This window comes from Pseudomonas sp. V98_8, from assembly GCF_029967975.1.
GTDB lineage: Bacteria > Pseudomonadota > Gammaproteobacteria > Pseudomonadales > Pseudomonadaceae > Aquipseudomonas > Aquipseudomonas umsongensis.
The window spans coordinates 38,926-55,420 of the sequence record NZ_JASCAE010000041.1; the positions used below are offsets into that span (position 1 = coordinate 38,926).

Consider the following 16,495-nt stretch of genomic DNA (forward strand, 5'->3'; position numbering starts at 1 on the left):
GTTCAGGTGGTTCGGGCTGAGTATAGAGACGGTTTTGACAGGCCGGATTTGACGCAGTGCGTTCTTGTCGGGGAGTGAACGGCAATGAGCGGGCAAGCGCGGGTAATCCACGGAGGCTCAATCGGGGGCGGTGATGATGCTCGAAGCGCGCGATCTGCGCTATCCGAAAAATGCAAGGCAGGGGTATTGGAAGGTCTGTTACTGCGAGTTAAACGGTATTGCGAAACCCCATGCTCGATTGCATCGCATAGCAATCCCGTGACAGTGGATGGCAGGCCATTCAACGTCGCAATGGGGTTTCGAGCGAGTTGTTACTGCCCTGACAGCAGTGCTTGCATGTCGTTCGTCATGTCCTTGAATGCAACCTTGAAATCATTGGCGACAATTGGCTGGCTGGCATTTTTCACGGTTTCACCGAACACCTTGCGAACCACCTTGGCGACCGGCAAACCGGTTCTGGCATCTACCAGGTCGGCTTCCAGGTACAGTTCGGCGGTCTGATCGCGATGGCCGGTGGCAGCTTGTGTCGCCCCGACAATGGCGGCGATCGGTACGGCTTCATACCAATGCATGCCTTCGTTGTTGGCGCTGACGTGGGTGATTGCCGCTTGCAGGATCAGCGTCCGTGAATCGGCCGGTGCGCGTGGCACCTTTGAGACAATGGTGTAGTAGGGGCTCAAGGCAGACTTGACACTATTGCTGGCTGCAGTCTGTACGTCTTGCAGAGTTTTCAGGTTGACGCGCTCGGTCGGTTTCGGCGCCGGGTACAGCGCTACCTGCTCGAACACCACCGTGGAGTAGGCGTGTGGATCAAACCCTGGCGCCATCCAGCGCAGTACCTTCTGTTCACTCGGCGTAGTCTGCTCTTGCAGCCCCTCGTAATTGGGGAGGAAGCCGGAGTATTGATTCGGCTGCGCCACTTTGGAGACACAACCGACCTGAAACACGCAGCTCAAGGCAATACCGGCAATCCATCCATTCGACATGTTCATGTGTTCTGTTCTCAAGTGATGAAAGTTATCGATCAGATTGCCTGCCGTGGCCGGATAATCCGAATCAATAACCGTCAACAACTCTCAAACGTGAGTGGCTGGCGGGGCCTATGTATCGCTGTGTATCCAGCCCCCTCGAACGCAGACTGGCTTACAAATGCCCCTGCAACCGGATACACCCCGGATACACGGTTGCCGTCAAATAGCCCTGCCTAAGCGAGAAAGCAACCGCGCCTCGCACCTCGGCTTATCGCCCTTTTGGCAATGACCCACGCGGCTCGGCCGCCCACAGTATCCGGAGTATCACCATGTCCCGTATGTCGAACAAATCCCGTATTGGCCTGATCGCTGTTGCACTGGCCGGCAGCCTCAACCTCGCTTCGAACGCCTTTGCCGCCGACGCGCTGCCTCAGGGGTATCAACTGGCCTCGGCGGAAAAAACCAGTGAAGGCAAGTGTGGCGAAGGCAAGTGTGGCGCTGAAGAAGCCGGCGCCAAAGTGACCAAGGCCGGCGAAGGCAAGTGCGGTGAAGGCAAGTGCGGCGATGCTTCGTTCGCCCGTACCGACACCGACCACGACGGCCGCGTTTCGCTCAAGGAACTGCTGACCGTGGCCCCGCAGGGCGGCGAAGAGTTCAAGGCCATGGACACCAACAACGACGGTTTCCTCTCCGAAGGCGAGGTCTACAAATTCCGCACCAACCAGTTCATCTCCAATGGCAAGAAAGTGCCTACGGAATTGTTTACCCAGATGAGCAAGGCGAAGAGCTGATTGCGAGTTGCATCGGTCAATAACCTCCCTGGGATTTTCCTGGGGAGGTTTTTTTGCGTGCGTATCCATTGCTGCGATAACGGCCACTTATGGTTTCGTCCATGCGGTGCGTCACTTGGGAAAAACCTGTAGGAGCGAGGCTTGCCCGCGAAGGCGGCCTGACAGCCGACCTGGTTTTTACGGTTGTACCTGAATGTCGAAACCCTGCGACGCAACCCTCACTCGAAGGCGCGTCGGTAGGCAAACAGCCCCGGCATGCCGCCAGTCATCACAAACAGCAGATTGCTCCCCGCCGGGTAATCACCCCGGCGTACCGCGGCGAGCAGTCCGGCGAAAGCCTTGCCGCCGTAGACGGGATCGGTGAGCAAGCCTTCCTGGGACGCCAGCAGGCGTACCGCTTCGAGCATTGCTTCGGTCGGCGCGCCATAGGCATCGCCGCGTTGGCTGCCATCCACGCGAATCGAGTGGTCGGCCAGCGTCGTGGAACGGTCAAGCAGCTGCAGGACCTGTCGGGCTTTTTCCAGGGTCGTGGTCGCGGCCTGTTCCTCCGTCGCCAGCACCGAGTAGCCGAGGATTTGCGTCGAGGCGCCAGCCAAGGTGACGCCGGCCAATAAACCTGAGTGCGTGCCGGCGCTGCCATTGGGCACGATGATGTGCTCGAAATGCACCCCCAGCGCCTGCGCCTGGCGCAGGATCTCGCCTGCGCAGGCGGCATAACCCAGGCTGCCCCGAGGGCTGGACCCGCCGAGGGGCATCACAAAAGGCTTCTTGCCTTGGCCCTTGAGCGTGTCGACCAACTGCGTCGCGTAGGCATCGGGCAAGACACCCCGAGCCAGCCGATGGACCTTCGCGCCAAACAAGGCATCCAGCAGCACATTGCCGTTGTGGCAAAAGTCGTCATCGGTGCGCACGGCCGAGGGTGTCAGGATCAGCTCGCAGGCGAGGCCATGACGGGCCGCCACGGCCGCGGTCAGTCGTGCGTGATTGGATTGCAAACCGCCCCAGGTCACCAGTGTGTCGGCGCCTTCGGCCAAGGCTTCGCCGAGCAGGAACTCCAGTTTGCGCAGTTTGTTGCCACCGCCGCCAAGACCGGTCAGGTCGTCGCGCTTGACGTAGAGCTGACAGCCATTGAGTTCGGGCAAGTCGCTCAAGCGGGACAGTTTCTGGATCGGCGTCGGGCCTTCGAGCAGGGCCACCCGTGGGTAGGCGGCCAGCGCGGCATCAAGATGATTCAAGTCGTGGGGCATGAAGGTTCGCTCGTGGAGTGAAGGAATTTGAACGCCATCGACCACTGTAAAAAGCTCTGGTTCGAAGATATACCACCGGCAAGGAATTACAGTTGATACACCATGTAATGAACGGTTGCATCTCTGATACAGATGCCAGCGATCTTGATAAATCGTTTCACGAGATATCTTCGCGCGAGATAAGGTCTGCCCATTCGCCTGCGGAGTACCTGGTCCCATGAATTATGCCGAGCGCAATCTTGTCTATTGGCGTCGCAACCTGGCTGTTTGTGTATTCGGCTCGTTCACCACATTGGTGAGCCTGAGCATGCTGTTGCCGTTCCTGCCGCTCTATGTGCAGCAACTGGGCGTCACTGAGCAGGCCGATGTGGTGCAGTGGTCCGCGGTAGCGTTCGGCGCGACATTCTTTGGCACGGCGATCACTGCACCGCTCTGGGGCCGCTTGGCTGATCGTTTTGGGCGTAAACCGATGCTGGTCCGCGCGGCCATCGGCATGGCGATCGTGATGTCGCTGATCGGGCTGGCGCGGGACGTTACCGATCTGGTGGCGCTGCGCCTGATCGCCGGGCTCATCGGCGGATATGCCTCGGCTTCGATCGTGATGATCGGTTCCCAGGTGCCACGGGAAAAGGCCGGTTGGGCACTGGGCGTGCTGTCGACGGGGGCGTTGTCCGGCAATTTGATCGGGCCGCTGGTAGGTGGATTCCTCCCGCAGTGGGTAGGTATCCGTGGCACTTTCTTTGTTGGCGGCGCGATGATCGCCGTGGCGGCGATCACCACCATCGTGCTGATTCGTGAGTCGTTCGATCGTAGTTCGGACGGGGCCCGACGCGCCAAAAAAATCCCGGTCGAAGGTGCCGGTTCTCGATGGCCGATCATTGGCGCACTGCTGATGACGGCAATGATGGTGCTGCTGGCCAACATGTCTATCGAGCCGATCATCACTGTCTACATCGGTCATCTGGGCGTGGCCTTTGATGATCAGGCGCAGATTGCCGGCGTGGTAATGGCCTGTTCAGCGCTGGGCAGCATTCTGACCGCTGCCAGGCTGGGGGCACTGGCCGATCGGGTCGGCAGCTGGAATGTGATCATCGGATGCCTGGTGTTGACGGCAATCGTCATGGTGCCCCAGGCATTCGTTACGCAGTGGTGGCAACTGGCAGTGTTGCGCGGCCTGATGGGCATGACCATAGCCGGGCTGCTGCCGGCGATTGCCAAGCTGATCCGGCAATCGGTGGAGGATCACGACAGCGGGAAAATCCTTGGCTATCTGCAATCGGCGCAGTTCTCCGGGCAGGTGATCGGGCCCCTGATCGGTGGCCAGATCGGCGCCCATTTCGGGTTGCACCACGTGTTCCTGGTGACCGCCGCGCTGCTGGTGTTGTGCGCCGGAATCAATGGCTGGGTGAGAAGTGGCGCAGAAATCCAAAGTAGTAGATTCACCAAAAGCGATCAACCGGATCATTAATGATCATTTTACATGATCATGTGCCGGGCATAGGTTTAAAGGGCACAGATACCGCAGCCAGTGGCGGATCGAGTCTGAATCTGAGGCTGTGGAACAACAATAACGCTACCACTGCTACACGGAGTCAACGTGAACCATGCAACCGAATCAGCCAGAATCCGCAACCATCCCCGGTACAAGGAGCTGGTCTCGCGGCAGCGAAGGTTCGTCGCCAGTCTGACCGCGGCAACCCTTGTCCCGTACTTCTCGTTCATCCTCGTCGCCGCTTTCGCCCCCCAGTTGCTGGCGACGAAACTTTCCGCGACCAGCATCATCAGCATCGGTTGGCCTTTAGGTGCCGTGTTCATCGTCGGGGCCTGGTTGTTCACCGGGCTGTACATCCATCGCGCCAATGGTGAATTCGATGACCTGAGCGCAGAAATCCGCGCGGGGGCCATCGTATGAAACGCATCCTCATGAACCTCATGCTTCCCGTACTGCTGTGCGTATTCGCGGCTCGCGCCATGGCCGGTGACATTATCCAGGGCGTCGAAAAACAACCGATCAACATCACCGCCATCAGCATGTTCCTGGTCTTTGTCGTGACCACCCTGGGCATCACGTATTGGGCCGCCTCGAAAACTCGATCCATGGATGATTTCTACACCGCCGGTGGCGGCATCAGCGGTTTCCAGAACGGCCTGGCACTGGCCGGTGACTACATGTCGGCGGCGGCGTTGCTGGGGGTCACCAGCATGATCTTCTTCAACGGCTTCGATGGCGTGCTGTACTCGATCAGCTTCTTTGTCGCCTGGCCCTTGCTGTTGTTTCTGTTCGCCGAGCGCATCCGCAATCTGGGGCGCATCACCATCTCCGATATCGCTTCGTTCCGCCTCGATCAAAACCGCATCCGCACGATGACAGCCTTCGGTTCGTTGACGGTGGTGTGCTTTTACCTGGTGGTCCAGATGGTGGGAGCAGGGCAGTTGATCCAGCTGCTGTTCGGACTGCCCTACAACTATGCGGTGGTTGCCGTGGGGCTGTTGATGGCGGTCTACGTCACCTTCGGCGGCATGGTCGCCACCACCTGGGTGCAGATCATCAAGGCCGGTTTGCTACTGGTGGGCGGGACGCTGCTGGCATTCCTGGCGCTGAGCAAGTTCGGCTTTTCCTTCGACCTGTTGTTTGAAAAAGCCGTGGCCGCGCACCGTGATGGCGAGCGGATCCTGCTGCCGAGCAAACTGGTGGCCGACCCGCTGTCGCTGATCTCATTGGCGCTTGGGCTGGTATTTGGCACCGCAGGGCTGCCGCATATCCTGATGCGCTTCTTCACCGTGCCGGACGCCAGGCAGGCGCGCAAATCGGTGTTCGTCGCCACGGGCTTCATCGGCTTTTTCTACCTGATCGTGGGCGTGCTGGGCCTGGCGGCCATCGTGATCGTCGGGCAAGACCCGGCCTTCTACGAGTCCGGCAATCTGGCGGGCAAGCTGATCGGCGGCAGTAACATGCCGGTGATGCACCTGGCCAAAGCCGTGGGTGGCGACCTGTTGCTGGGCTTCATTTCCGCCGTGGCGTTCGCGACGATCCTGGCGGTGGTGTCGGGGCTGACCATGGCGGGCACATCAGCGATCTCCCACGACTTGTACGTGATGGTGGTCAGGAAGGGTAAGGCCGAAGCCAAGGACGAACGCCGCGTTTCGCGCATTGCCTCGGTGGGCATCGGCATCGTCGCGGTGGTGCTGGGGATTCTGTTCAAGGATCAGAACATTGCCTTTCTGGTTGCACTGACGTTCGGCGTGGCGGCCTCGGTCAACTTCCCGATCCTGGTGCTCTCGATGTACTGGAAAGGGCTGACCACCCGGGGCGCGCTGATCGGCGGTGTCGCCGGGCTGGTGAGTGCGGTGGGCCTGGTCATTCTCTCGCCGGCGGTGTGGGTCAAGGTGCTGGGCAATGCCGAGGCGATCTTCCCCTATGACTACCCGGCGATCATCTCGATGAACGTGGCATTCCTGTTCACCTGGCTGGGCTCGGTGACTGACCGCAGCCGTGGCGCGGTGCTCGAGCGCGAGCGTTTCGATGATCAGTTGATCCGCGCCCAGACCGGGCTCGGCGCCGCGCAGGCGGTCAACCACTAAGACCTTCGCGGTCCATCCTTTCCTGATCTGCGCATTCTGCAAAAGGAGTCAGCCATGCAACTACGAGACAATGGCCTGAGATTTTCACCCATCACCGTTGCCCTGCACTGGGTCGTGGCGTTTTCGCTGCTGGCGATTTTCGGCCTGCAACTGTTGAACGACCACGCCTCCAGCGAGGCGCAGCAACTGGCGCTTGGCAGGGTACAAAACCTGCTGGGGCTGATTCTGTTCCTCGTCTCGTCCTACCGGTTCTGGGCGCGGATCACCTCCTATCATCCGCTGCCGGTAGGCACGCCGAACCCGATCGAAGTGATCATCAGCCGCTCGGTGGCGGTGTCGCTGGCCCTGGCGATGGTGCTGTTGCCGATCGCGGTATGGGCTTCACGGGCCGCTGCCGGCGAGGTCGTCGAACTGCCCGGCGGGTTGTGGATTCCGAGCATCCTGCCGGCCAACCCGACCTTGAAGCATGTGGTCGATGTGTTGTTTGACATTGGCGCCTCGGCGTTCCTCGCCGGGCTCGCATTGCATGTGTTCGGCGCGGTGAAGAATCACTTTCTCCTGAAGAACAACACGCTCAAGCGGATGCTTGGCAAACATGTGGAGCTGTGAGTCATGAAACAGGACAAAACGGTTTTTTCGGGTAATGTCGTCACCCGGCTCTGCGGCGTGAACTACCCGATATTTCTCGGCGGCATGGCCGCCATATCCGGCCCGAAACTGGTCGGGGCCGTGGCCAACGCCGGGGGCATGGGCGTGCTCGGCGGGTTGCGGCTGCCGCCTTTGGCCTTGCGTCGCTGGATCGAGGAAACACGGGCACTGACCGACCAGCCGTTCGGGGTGAACCTGGTGCCGCAGTTCGGCGGGCCGGATGTGTTCGAAGCGCAGTTCCAGGTGGTCCTCAAGCAGAAGCCCAAATTGTTGTCGCTGTTCTATGCCGAGAAATATGCCGCCGACATGATTCCCCGGGCGAAAGACGCCGGGCTGTTGGTGATGGTGCAAGCGGGGTCGGTGGAGCTGGCCCGCATCGCCATCGCCCAGGGTGCGGACATCATCATTGCCCAGGGCAGTGAAAGCGGTGGGCACCTCAATCGCGGCACGATCGGCATCATGCCGTTGTTGACCTCGATCCTGGCCGTCGCCGAGGGCAAGCCGGTGCTGGCGGCCGGCGGTATCGTCCACGGCGATGATGTGCGCGCACTGATGTCGCTCGGCGCGTCAGGGGTGGTGGTGGGCACGGCGTTCATTGCCACCGATGAGTCCAACGCCCATCCGCTGTACAAACAGAAGATCATCGAGGCGACTACCGATGACACGGAGTACCGCACCGGCTATTCGTTCGGCTGGACCTACGGCACGCCGCACCGGGTGATTCCCAATCGGGACAAGTGGAACCTGCTGCGCTTTATCGGCGGCGGGGCCCGGGCGATTGACAAGCCTCGGATGGCGCAGAAGCTGTCGCTGTATGCGGGGCAGGGGGTGGGCAAGATCCACAGTGTCGTGCCGGCTGCCGAGCGGGTGGCGGAGCTGGCGTGCGGGCTGGATCAGTTGTCTGTAACCGAGAGAAAGGTCACGGACTACGCTGCGACAGGACGGTTCCTGAACGAGCAGAGAAGGACACTCGGCTGGCAGTGAACCTTGTGGGAGCGAGCCTGCTCGCGAAGGCGACAGCACATCCAGAATGGATGTCGACTGAACCACCGCTTTCGCGAGCAGGCTCGCTCCCACAGTGGTTGCCGATGTAGTTCAAGCCACCGCCGGCCGGGCGATCTGTTGTTGCGCCAGGCCGATGAACGCGCTCATCGCCGAGGTGATCATCGTGTCGTTGCGGCGGATGAACACCGTGGAGACATTGGCGAATTCCGCCGGCAGGGTGTGGCAGCGGATGGCATGGCGCACGCTGCAGTTTTCTGCGATGGCCTTGGGCAACAGGGTCACGCCCATGCCCGCCGCCACGCACGACAGGATGCCGTCGAGCGTGCCCAGTTCCATGATCTGGTTGGGCACAAGACCCACTTGGTAGAACCAGTTCTCCAGGGTCGAACGATAGAAACAGCCGGTGCGGAACACCAGCACGGTCTGCTGGGGCATTTTCTCGATCAGCGCCGGCAACGTTTCGAACTGGCTGCTGCTGACCAATACCAACTCTTCGCAGAACACCTCTTCCTGGGCCAGCGCCGAGTTCTGGTGAAAGCCGCCGACGAAGGCACCGTCGAGGCGATGGGCTTCAATGGCCTTGATCAACTCGACCGTGGTGCCGGTGAGCAACGACAACTGCACGTCGGGATACTGCTCGCGGTAGCGGGTCAGCACTTGCGGCAAGCGAATGGCAGCGGTGGTCTCCATCGAGCCGAGCCTGAGCAGGCCGCTCGGGCTGCCGGTGTCCATCAGGGCGCTGCGGCTCTCGTCGGTGAGTTGCAGGATGCGCCGCGCATAACCGAGAAAGGTCTCGCCCGCCGAGGTGAGTACCACGCCTGATTTCTTGCGGATGAACAGTTCGCGATTGAGTTCGGCTTCCAGTTCCTTCACGCGCATGGTGACGTTGGACTGCACGGTATTCACCTGCAACGCGGCGGCGGTGAAGCTGCCCAGTTCGGCCACGGCGCAGAAAATCTTCAGTTGGCGCATTTCCATTTGTTGTCACCATCTATCAGTAGAAGTGATCGCTGACATGCTTAACGATCACTTTACGGCCATTTCTGGTGATTAGTAAAGTGACTAAAACCCCCTGATGAGTGAAGGTCGGCCCATGACACTGATTTCGACAATCGACCATGTCTTCGCTGGAGGCCTGGCGCTATTGCAGCCTGAAGGGCAGCGCACGGGCATCTTCAAGCAACGCCAGGCAGGCCCGGTGCGCGTGGAGTTACATGGGATCGTCGGCGACCAGCACGGCGACACCCGGGTGCACGGCGGGCCGGAAAAAGCCGTGCATCAGTATGCGGCGCAGAACTACCAGCGTCTGGCGCAGGCCTTTGCCCCCAGTGCCGCGCAACTGGTTGTGGGGAGCCTGGGGGAGAACATTTGCGCATTCGGGCTTTCGGAACTCAACGTGCACATCGGCGACGTGTTCCGCATCGGCAGCAGCCTGTTGCAGGTCTCCCAGCCGCGCAGTCCGTGCTGGAAGATCAACCATCGGTTTGATGCCGAGCACATGTCGATGTTCGTCGCCCGGGAACGAATCACCGGCTGGTATTACCGGGTGCTCGAGCCGGGCTGGCTGCAAGCGGGGGACCGCATTGAATTGCTGGAACGGCATAACGAACGGTTTTCCATCGACCAGTTCTGGCAGGTGCAATTGGCGCACCGGCCGCTGATCGACGATTTGCTCGCGCTGGCGGACAGCGTCGGCCTGGCCGCGGACTGGAAGCGCCGCCTGGGCGAGCGGGCGAAATGGCTGCTTCATAAAATATGATCCATAAGATCATTAATCATCATTTTACATGATTTATCGGCGGGCCTAACGTGGCCATGTCGGGAGCGCTCAACCGCCCCGGCCTGACAACAACAAGAGATGGCTCCTATCCACCACCAGGGGACAACCCGCCATGAGCACCCAGCCTGCAGACATCGCACACTACATTCACGGTCGCCTGACACCCGGCACTTCCAGTCGCTCGCAGCACGTCACCAACCCCGCCACCGGTGGGGTGATCGGCAAGGTGGCCCTGGCCTGCGCCGCGGACGTCGACGCCGCGGTGCAGTCGGCCGCCGCCGCCTTTCCCGCCTGGTCGGCGACACCGCCGCTGCGCCGCGCGCGCATTCTGTTCAAGTTCCTCGCGCTGCTCAACGAGCACCGCGACACCCTGGCCCGGATGATCACCACCGAACATGGCAAGGTCTTCACCGATGCCCAGGGCGAAGTGACGCGCGGCATCGAGGTTGTCGAGTTCGCTTGCGGCATCCCGCAATTGCTCAAGGGCGACTACACCGAGCAAGTCTCGACCAACATCGATAACTGGACCCTGCGCCAGTCCCTGGGCGTGGTGGCCGGTATCACGCCCTTCAACTTCCCGGTGATGGTGCCGATGTGGATGTTTCCGGTGGCCATCGCCTGCGGCAACACCTTCGTGCTCAAGCCCAGCCCGATCGACCCATCGCCGGCGTTACTGATTGCCGAGTTGTTCAAGGAGGCCGGGCTGCCCGACGGCGTATTCAACGTGGTGCAGGGCGACAAGGAAGCCGTGGACGCGCTGCTCGACCACCCTGAAGTCAAGGCCGTGAGTTTTGTCGGCTCCACGCCAATCGCCAACTACATCTACGAGACCGGCGCTCGCCACGGCAAGCGTGTGCAGGCGTTGGGTGGGGCGAAAAACCACATGGTGGTGATGCCCGACGCCGACGTCGAGCAGGTGGTCGATGCGCTGATCGGTGCGGCATTCGGTTCTGCCGGCGAGCGCTGCATGGCGATCTCGGTGGCAGTGTTTGTCGGTGATGTGGCCGACAAGGTCCTCCCCAAACTGGTGGAACGCACCCGCACACTGAAGATCCTCGAGGGCATGAACCTGGCCGCCGAAATGGGCCCGATCGTTTCGCGCGTGGCGCACCAGCGCATCACCGGCTACATCGAGCAAGGCATCGCTGAAGGCGCCGAGATGCTGGTCGACGGCCGTGACTTCGATGGCTCGCAGGCCGGCGCCGATTGCGCCGGGGGCTTCTGGCTCGGTGGCACAATATTCGACCATGTCACCCCCGAGATGAAGATCTACCAGGAGGAAATCTTCGGTCCGGTGCTGGCGTGCATGCGGGTCAAGGATTTCGCCGAGGCGGTCGATCTGGTCAATGCCCACGAATTCGGCAACGGCACCGCGTGCTACACCCGCGACGGCCATATCGCCCGTGAATTCGCGACTCGCATCCAGGTGGGCATGGTCGGCATCAACGTGCCGATTCCGGTGCCGATGGCGTGGCACGGTTTCGGTGGCTGGAAGCGCTCGCTGTTCGGTGACATGCACGCCTATGGCGAAGAGGGCGTGCGTTTCTACACCAAACAGAAATCGGTCATGCAGCGCTGGCCGAACAGCATTGCCAAGGGCGCCGAGTTTGCCATGCCGACCTCCAAGTAGGCCTTCACGCGCTTTCGGGTTGGAGGGTGTGCAGGCGCGGGCTTGCACGCTGTCCATTGTCCCAGGGAGCGGCTCTGCCTTTTCTCAACGGCGGCTCGCTCCCATTTTCTTGCCCAAGGTAAACCGCGATGCCATTGCTCAAGTTCGACATCATTCAAGGCCGTAGCGACGAACAGTTGCGCACTTTGCTGGAGGTGGCGCATCAGGCCATGGTCCAGGCATTCGAGGTGCCTGCCAGTGATCGCTACCAGAGCGTGACGCAACACCGGCCGGGGGGGTTGGTACTGCACGACACGGGATTGGGTTACTCGCGATCGGACAATGTGGTGTTGCTGACGCTGATTTCGCGCCCGCGCGCCCAGCAGCAAAAAGTCGCGTTCTACCGCTTGCTGGCCGAGCAGTTGCACGCCGAGTGCGGCCTGTCGCCGGACGACCTGATTGTTTCACTGGTGGAGAACACCGACGCGGACTGGTCGTTCGGTCGTGGCCGCGCGCAATTTCTGACTGCAGAGCTCTAGCGTTCACTTTCATTCATCAGGCCCAGGTGCTGCCATGTCCAATCCACTGTTGTCCCTATTGAACATCCAATTGCCGATCATTCAGGCGCCGATGGTGGGCGTCTCCACCTCCCGGCTTGCGGCGGCGGTGTCCAATGCTGGCGGGCTGGGTTCCATCGGCATTGGCGCGAGCAACGTCGAGCAGGCGCGGGCGATGCTGCGTGAGACCGCGACGCATACCGACAAACCCTTCAACGTGAATGTGTTCTGCCACCAGCCGGCTGTCCGGGACACCTTCCGAGAATCCCGGTGGTTACAATTTCTGGCAGGTTTTTTCGCCGAGTTTGGTGCCGAGCCACCGGTGTCGCTGCGGGAAATCTACACTTCGTTCGTCGAAGATGCCGACATGCTGCAGATGCTGCTGGAAGAAAGGCCGGCGGTGGTCAGCTTCCATTTTGGCCTGCCGCCACGACCAGCCATCGATGCACTCAAGGCCGCTGGCATCCTGCTGTTGTGTTCCGTGACCAGCCTTGCCGAAGCGTTGGCGGCGCAGGACGCGGGCGTGCATGCACTGGTGGCACAGGGTTACGAGGCGGGTGGGCATCGCGGGGTCTTCGATCCGCGGCAGGATTTGCAGATGGGCACCTGCGCTTTGGTGCGTGTACTGGTCGATGCCTGTCGTCTGCCAGTGATTGCCGCGGGCGGCATCATGGACGGTGCAGGCATTAACGCCGTCATGCAGTTGGGCGCCAGTGCCGCGCAGTTGGGCACTGCATTCATTCTCTGCACGGAATCGTCGGCGAACGCTGCCTATCGCGAAGCGCTCAAAGGCCCGCGCGCGCATCAGACGCACGTCACCAGCGTCATTTCCGGCCGCCCGGCCCGGGGCATGGTCAATCGCAACTTCACCAGCCTCGAAGGGGCAGGCATCGAATTGCCGGACTACCCACTCACCTATGACGCCAACAAGGCGCTCAACGCCGCGGCGGCGGCCCGGACCAATAGCGATTTTGCCGTGCAATGGGCTGGACAGGGGGCACCATTGGCTCGGGAGTTGCCGGCCGCAGCGTTGGTGAAGCTGCTCGCGGCCGAGATGCAATCCTGAGTGCGGGCTTGTCATGGTTTTGGGGTCAACGTCGAGTTCAAGAACCAGGGGCGCGTGCACCTTTGGTACAGTCAGCGCTTTGGCGGGACTTATTTCAGGCTTGAATCGGCCAGGGACGGGATTGATCGCTACCTGGTGGCGGGTACTTGTATTGATCTGGATGTTGTCACCGGCGAGGTCTACGCCCCCTACGGCCTGGAGGACTTGGACGATGGTGTGTTGCGCATCAATCCGGCAAACCCCAGGCCTGACTTGTTCGAGCAGAAGGCGAAGAGTTATCAGGTTCGCTGGCCATGGTTGAAGGTTGTGTAAGGCGTGCCTGTCCGCGTTGTGATCGATGATGGTTCCCACGCTCTGCGTCACTGTTGCGCACTGCTCAGGTCATGCGTCGTCAGCGGAACGCGGGGCGTCCCTGGCGGAGCGTGGGAACGATCAACGTGTTCGCTTGAAATCAGGCCGCCTCGCTTTGCTTTTGATCGCGAGCGCCCCGTTAAACCACGATGGCCCATCGCGACGACCCCTGTAGGAGCGAGCATGTCGAATCGTCGCACCGTCGCGATGGAGGTCAACGATGACGCGGGAAGCCTGACACCCCGGGGAGCCCTCAGGTTTTTCGCGAGCGAGCTCGCTCCTGCAGAAACCGCGAAACCATAAGCAGCCGTTACCGCAGCAATGGATATGTACGCCAAAAGAATCCAGCAAAAATAGCCTGGGTGGTTTCTCCCATCGAGTGCCGTCAGGCTAAAAAGGCCGATACCTGGACGAGGTTATTGTCCTGGGCTGCCGCGACAAGGTGCAAAGGCACATGCGGTTGCTCGACGGGGGAGGAGATTTCAATGCTTCCCACAATATGCGCTTGTCGCTCGCTCAGTCCGGTCGACTCTTGTTCCTTTTCCTTAGCCATTCTCGCGTGGTTCGCTGCGATTTCGTTGAGAGTTGACACGTTACATCTCCGGTGACTGACCAAGCGTTTTGCTGGAGTCCTTTAGCGTTGATTGGATGGCCATCGCGTCAGTTTTATGTCGTTCGCGATGGCTAACGCGGGCCGGTGCAATCCCCACGCCAGAGAAGGCCAGGATTACCTGTGGCGATTTCATTTACGACGAAAGGTTATGGGCCTCGGTTAAAACACGATGCCGAGCTTTACGCCGTACTCGTCCCGGGTCTGCTTGTCGAAGTCGGTTAGCTGAAATTGACCGTCCAGGTCGTATTTGAAGCGGTTGTAGTAAAGGCTGGCAATCACCGGAATCGATCCCTCCTGGTTGAACAGCCAGCTCAATTCGACAAATGGATTGGTGGTGTCCTTGAGGTCCTGTTCCTCGCTGTCCACGTTGTGGATTTCCAGCTGCGCATTTCCGTTGACGACCTTGCGAACGCCGGCTTCCAGGCGCAAGGTTGAGGTACTGAAGGCGTGGTTGTAGCCGGCTGCGACTTTAGCGAAGGGAGTGCGACTGGTGAGATTGATGTCGTACTTGTGAAAATCCGGGTCATAACGGTTCCACTTATAGCCTGCTCCGATCAAAACGTCGAAAAAATTGTCGGCATCCAGGGCGATTCTCCACCCCAGGTCCAGGTCGGCCTGGCCATCGGTGACGCGTTGATGCTTTTCTTCGGAGTACTGCCCGGTGATTTCTGCCTGATACACAAGGCCGCCCCGGCCCGTCATCTTGTTGCCGAAGTTGAGGAACAGTCCTGCTTCGGGGATATGCTCGGAACTGCTGGTCCTGCGGCCTGTAAACTCCAGCTCGCTGTAGCTTCCCAGCAGGCCGGCGGAAAAAACAGGGTTTTCAGAAGGTGTTGCGCTAGCGAATGACGGGGCGGCGCCCGCCAGGAGGGAGGTGACAACAGCAGCAAGACTGGTTCTATTCATGAGAACTCCATCAGCGCACCAGGGTCCGTGACGGACCTGTCACTAACAACAATAGTCGGTTTTGGTACAACGTAAGACCGGTCGTCGGCGAGTTCTCGAAAAAGATGGCAATTGGCCTTGGTGTCATCTTTTTGTCGTACGTGAGTGCGACTTTGCGGGGTTGCGGTGCGGATCCTTGTCCGACGAACTGCACTTCTGCTCTTTCGATATGTGGCCAGTGCGGGCACAATGCGCATCCTTTTTTTGGCTGGCCTTGCCGGAGGCCTCGAAATGATCAAAACGCCGTACTACCTCATCGATAAGCAAAAGCTGCTGGGCAACATGGAAAAGATTGCCTACGTGCGCGAGCAGTCCGGGGCCAAGGCCCTGCTGGCACTCAAGTGCTTCGCCACCTGGTCGGTGTTTGACCTGATGCAGCAATACATGGATGGCACTACGTCGTCGTCGCTCTACGAACTCAAGCTCGGTCGGCAGAAGTTCGCTGGCGAGACTCACGCCTACAGCGTCGCCTGGGCCGATGACGAAATCGAGGAGATGCTCGACAACTGCGACAAGATCATCTTCAACTCCATCGGCCAGTTGCAGCGCTACACGCAAGCGTCTGAAGGCAAGGTCCGTGGCCTGCGGGTCAATCCGCAGGTGAGCAGCTCCGATTACCTGTTGGCCGACCCGGCACGGCCGTTCAGCCGCCTGGGTGAGTGGGACCCGGTGAAGATCGAGCAGGTCATCGAGCAGATTTCCGGCTTCATGTTCCACAACAACTGCGAGAACGGTGACTTCGGCCTGTTCGACGACATGCTGTGCACCATCGAAGAGCGTTTCGGTCATCTGCTGCACAAGGTCGAGTGGGTCAGCCTCGGTGGCGGTATTCACTTCACCGGCGAAGGCTACGCGCTGGATGAGTTCTGCGCGCGCCTCAAGGCGTTCTCGCAAAAGTACGGCGTGCAGGTCTACCTGGAACCGGGCGAAGCGGCGATCACCCAGAGTGCGTCGCTGGAAGTCACCGTGCTTGACACGCTCTACAACGGCAAGCACCTGGCGGTCGTGGACAGCTCTATCGAAGCCCACATGCTCGACCTGCTGATCTACCGCCTGAACGCCAAGCTGGCCCCGAGCGCGGGTGAGCACACCTACATGGTGTGCGGCAAATCCTGCCTGGCCGGCGATATTTTCGGTGAGTACCAGTTCGATCGTCCGCTGGCCATCGGCGACCGCCTGTCGTTCGTCGACGCCGCGGGCTACACCATGGTCAAGAAAAACTGGTTCAACGGCCTGAAAATGCCGTCCATCGTAGTGAAACAACTCGACGGTACTGTCGAGGTGGTTCGTGAATTCGGTTACAACGACTATATGTCCAGCCTCTCGTAAG

16 protein-coding genes and 1 pseudogene are annotated in these 16,495 nt (G+C 60.3%); 12 read left to right on the forward strand and 5 right to left on the reverse strand.

All coding sequences use genetic code 11. The features are described 5' to 3' along the window. Positions 1 to 311: 311 nt before the first annotated feature. Positions 312 to 992, reverse strand: coding sequence for a DUF3313 domain-containing protein (locus QLG10_RS11910; protein WP_188264042.1), 681 nt, complete (start codon positions 990 to 992; stop codon positions 312 to 314). A gap of 308 nt (positions 993 to 1,300) precedes the next feature. Between QLG10_RS11910 and QLG10_RS11915 the strand changes: the two genes are divergently transcribed. Next, entirely contained in the window at positions 1,301 to 1,762 is a 462-nt protein-coding gene (locus QLG10_RS11915; RefSeq protein ID WP_282487387.1) for a hypothetical protein, read from the forward strand. Positions 1,763 to 1,980: 218 nt separating this feature from the next. On the opposite strand, the gene QLG10_RS11920 is transcribed toward QLG10_RS11915, so the two are convergent. After that, positions 1,981 to 3,009, reverse strand: coding sequence for a D-cysteine desulfhydrase family protein (locus QLG10_RS11920; RefSeq protein ID WP_282487388.1), 1,029 nt, complete (start codon positions 3,007 to 3,009; stop codon positions 1,981 to 1,983). A gap of 217 nt (positions 3,010 to 3,226) precedes the next feature. Here QLG10_RS11920 and QLG10_RS11925 point away from each other — a divergent pair, with 217 nt between their 5' ends. The 5 genes from QLG10_RS11925 to QLG10_RS11945 all read left to right on the forward strand — a co-directional run bounded on the left by QLG10_RS11925 (position 3,227) and on the right by QLG10_RS11945 (position 8,223). Then, positions 3,227 to 4,477, forward strand: coding sequence for an MFS transporter (locus QLG10_RS11925; RefSeq protein ID WP_282487389.1), 1,251 nt, complete (start codon positions 3,227 to 3,229; stop codon positions 4,475 to 4,477). 129 nt (positions 4,478 to 4,606) lie between these two features. Then, positions 4,607 to 4,921 carry a DUF485 domain-containing protein gene (locus tag QLG10_RS11930; RefSeq protein WP_110751285.1) on the forward strand — a complete coding sequence of 105 codons (315 nt, stop codon included), beginning with the start codon at positions 4,607 to 4,609 and terminating at the stop codon, positions 4,919 to 4,921. Further along, complete coding sequence (locus tag QLG10_RS11935; protein WP_188264040.1) at positions 4,918 to 6,591, forward strand: cation acetate symporter; 1,674 nt, start codon at positions 4,918 to 4,920, stop codon at positions 6,589 to 6,591. The genes QLG10_RS11930 and QLG10_RS11935 overlap by 4 nt, the downstream gene beginning before the upstream one ends. 54 nt (positions 6,592 to 6,645) lie before the next feature. Further along, positions 6,646 to 7,200: a cytochrome b/b6 domain-containing protein gene (locus QLG10_RS11940; protein ID WP_110751289.1), complete on the forward strand. Its 555-nt coding sequence runs from the start codon at positions 6,646 to 6,648 to the stop codon at positions 7,198 to 7,200. 3 nt (positions 7,201 to 7,203) lie between these two features. Further along, positions 7,204 to 8,223, forward strand: a complete 1,020-nt coding sequence (locus QLG10_RS11945; RefSeq protein WP_248677173.1) for a nitronate monooxygenase — start codon at positions 7,204 to 7,206, stop codon at positions 8,221 to 8,223. Between the two features lie 111 nt (positions 8,224 to 8,334). On the opposite strand, the gene QLG10_RS11950 is transcribed toward QLG10_RS11945, so the two are convergent. Further along, complete coding sequence (locus QLG10_RS11950) at positions 8,335 to 9,222, reverse strand: LysR family transcriptional regulator (RefSeq protein ID WP_033043782.1); 888 nt, start codon at positions 9,220 to 9,222, stop codon at positions 8,335 to 8,337. A gap of 115 nt (positions 9,223 to 9,337) precedes the next feature. On the opposite strand from QLG10_RS11950, the gene QLG10_RS11955 reads away from it, so the two are divergent. From QLG10_RS11955 to QLG10_RS11975, 5 genes and pseudogenes are all read left to right on the forward strand, one after another. Continuing rightward, on the forward strand, positions 9,338 to 10,003 hold the full coding sequence (locus QLG10_RS11955; RefSeq protein ID WP_248677172.1) for an MOSC domain-containing protein: 666 nt from the start codon (positions 9,338 to 9,340) through the stop codon (positions 10,001 to 10,003). Between the two features lie 133 nt (positions 10,004 to 10,136). Continuing rightward, positions 10,137 to 11,654, forward strand: a complete 1,518-nt coding sequence (locus QLG10_RS11960) for a CoA-acylating methylmalonate-semialdehyde dehydrogenase (RefSeq protein ID WP_110751295.1) — start codon at positions 10,137 to 10,139, stop codon at positions 11,652 to 11,654. A gap of 128 nt (positions 11,655 to 11,782) precedes the next feature. Continuing rightward, positions 11,783 to 12,172 carry a tautomerase family protein gene (locus QLG10_RS11965; protein ID WP_282487391.1) on the forward strand — a complete coding sequence of 130 codons (390 nt, stop codon included), beginning with the start codon at positions 11,783 to 11,785 and terminating at the stop codon, positions 12,170 to 12,172. Between the two features lie 34 nt (positions 12,173 to 12,206). Continuing rightward, a complete protein-coding gene (locus QLG10_RS11970; protein ID WP_282487392.1) occupies positions 12,207 to 13,256 on the forward strand; it encodes a nitronate monooxygenase in 1,050 nt (349 codons plus the stop codon). Between the two features lie 24 nt (positions 13,257 to 13,280). Beyond that, positions 13,281 to 13,568: pseudogene (locus tag QLG10_RS11975) on the forward strand (nucleotidyltransferase family protein); the annotation flags it as partial. A gap of 424 nt (positions 13,569 to 13,992) precedes the next feature. On the opposite strand, the gene QLG10_RS11980 reads toward QLG10_RS11975, so the two are convergent. Both QLG10_RS11980 and QLG10_RS11985 read right to left on the reverse strand, forming a co-directional pair. Beyond that, positions 13,993 to 14,199 (reverse strand): hypothetical protein, encoded by a 207-nt coding sequence (locus QLG10_RS11980; protein ID WP_110751303.1) that lies wholly within the window; start codon positions 14,197 to 14,199, stop codon positions 13,993 to 13,995. Positions 14,200 to 14,379: 180 nt separating this feature from the next. Continuing rightward, positions 14,380 to 15,126 (reverse strand): hypothetical protein, encoded by a 747-nt coding sequence (locus tag QLG10_RS11985; RefSeq protein WP_110751304.1) that lies wholly within the window; start codon positions 15,124 to 15,126, stop codon positions 14,380 to 14,382. 270 nt (positions 15,127 to 15,396) lie between these two features. On the opposite strand from QLG10_RS11985, the gene QLG10_RS11990 reads away from it, so the two are divergent. Further along, positions 15,397 to 16,494: a carboxynorspermidine decarboxylase gene (locus tag QLG10_RS11990; RefSeq protein ID WP_033044664.1), complete on the forward strand. Its 1,098-nt coding sequence runs from the start codon at positions 15,397 to 15,399 to the stop codon at positions 16,492 to 16,494. Position 16,495: the final 1 nt, after the last annotated feature.

Coding starts and splice junctions, on each gene's coding strand:
- QLG10_RS11920 (WP_282487388.1), bottom strand. CDS start 3,009: ATGCCCCACGACTTGAATCATCTTGATGCCGCGCTGGCCGCCTACCCA.
- QLG10_RS11990 (WP_033044664.1), top strand. CDS start 15,397: ATGATCAAAACGCCGTACTACCTCATCGATAAGCAAAAGCTGCTGGGC.
- QLG10_RS11960 (WP_110751295.1), top strand. CDS start 10,137: ATGAGCACCCAGCCTGCAGACATCGCACACTACATTCACGGTCGCCTG.
- QLG10_RS11915 (WP_282487387.1), top strand. CDS start 1,301: ATGTCCCGTATGTCGAACAAATCCCGTATTGGCCTGATCGCTGTTGCA.
- QLG10_RS11950 (WP_033043782.1), bottom strand. CDS start 9,222: ATGGAAATGCGCCAACTGAAGATTTTCTGCGCCGTGGCCGAACTGGGC.
- QLG10_RS11985 (WP_110751304.1), bottom strand. CDS start 15,126: ATGAATAGAACCAGTCTTGCTGCTGTTGTCACCTCCCTCCTGGCGGGC.
- QLG10_RS11970 (WP_282487392.1), top strand. CDS start 12,207: ATGTCCAATCCACTGTTGTCCCTATTGAACATCCAATTGCCGATCATT.
- QLG10_RS11945 (WP_248677173.1), top strand. CDS start 7,204: ATGAAACAGGACAAAACGGTTTTTTCGGGTAATGTCGTCACCCGGCTC.
- QLG10_RS11955 (WP_248677172.1), top strand. CDS start 9,338: ATGACACTGATTTCGACAATCGACCATGTCTTCGCTGGAGGCCTGGCG.
- QLG10_RS11925 (WP_282487389.1), top strand. CDS start 3,227: ATGAATTATGCCGAGCGCAATCTTGTCTATTGGCGTCGCAACCTGGCT.
- QLG10_RS11935 (WP_188264040.1), top strand. CDS start 4,918: ATGAAACGCATCCTCATGAACCTCATGCTTCCCGTACTGCTGTGCGTA.
- QLG10_RS11910 (WP_188264042.1), bottom strand. CDS start 992: ATGAACATGTCGAATGGATGGATTGCCGGTATTGCCTTGAGCTGCGTG.
- QLG10_RS11940 (WP_110751289.1), top strand. CDS start 6,646: ATGCAACTACGAGACAATGGCCTGAGATTTTCACCCATCACCGTTGCC.
- QLG10_RS11965 (WP_282487391.1), top strand. CDS start 11,783: ATGCCATTGCTCAAGTTCGACATCATTCAAGGCCGTAGCGACGAACAG.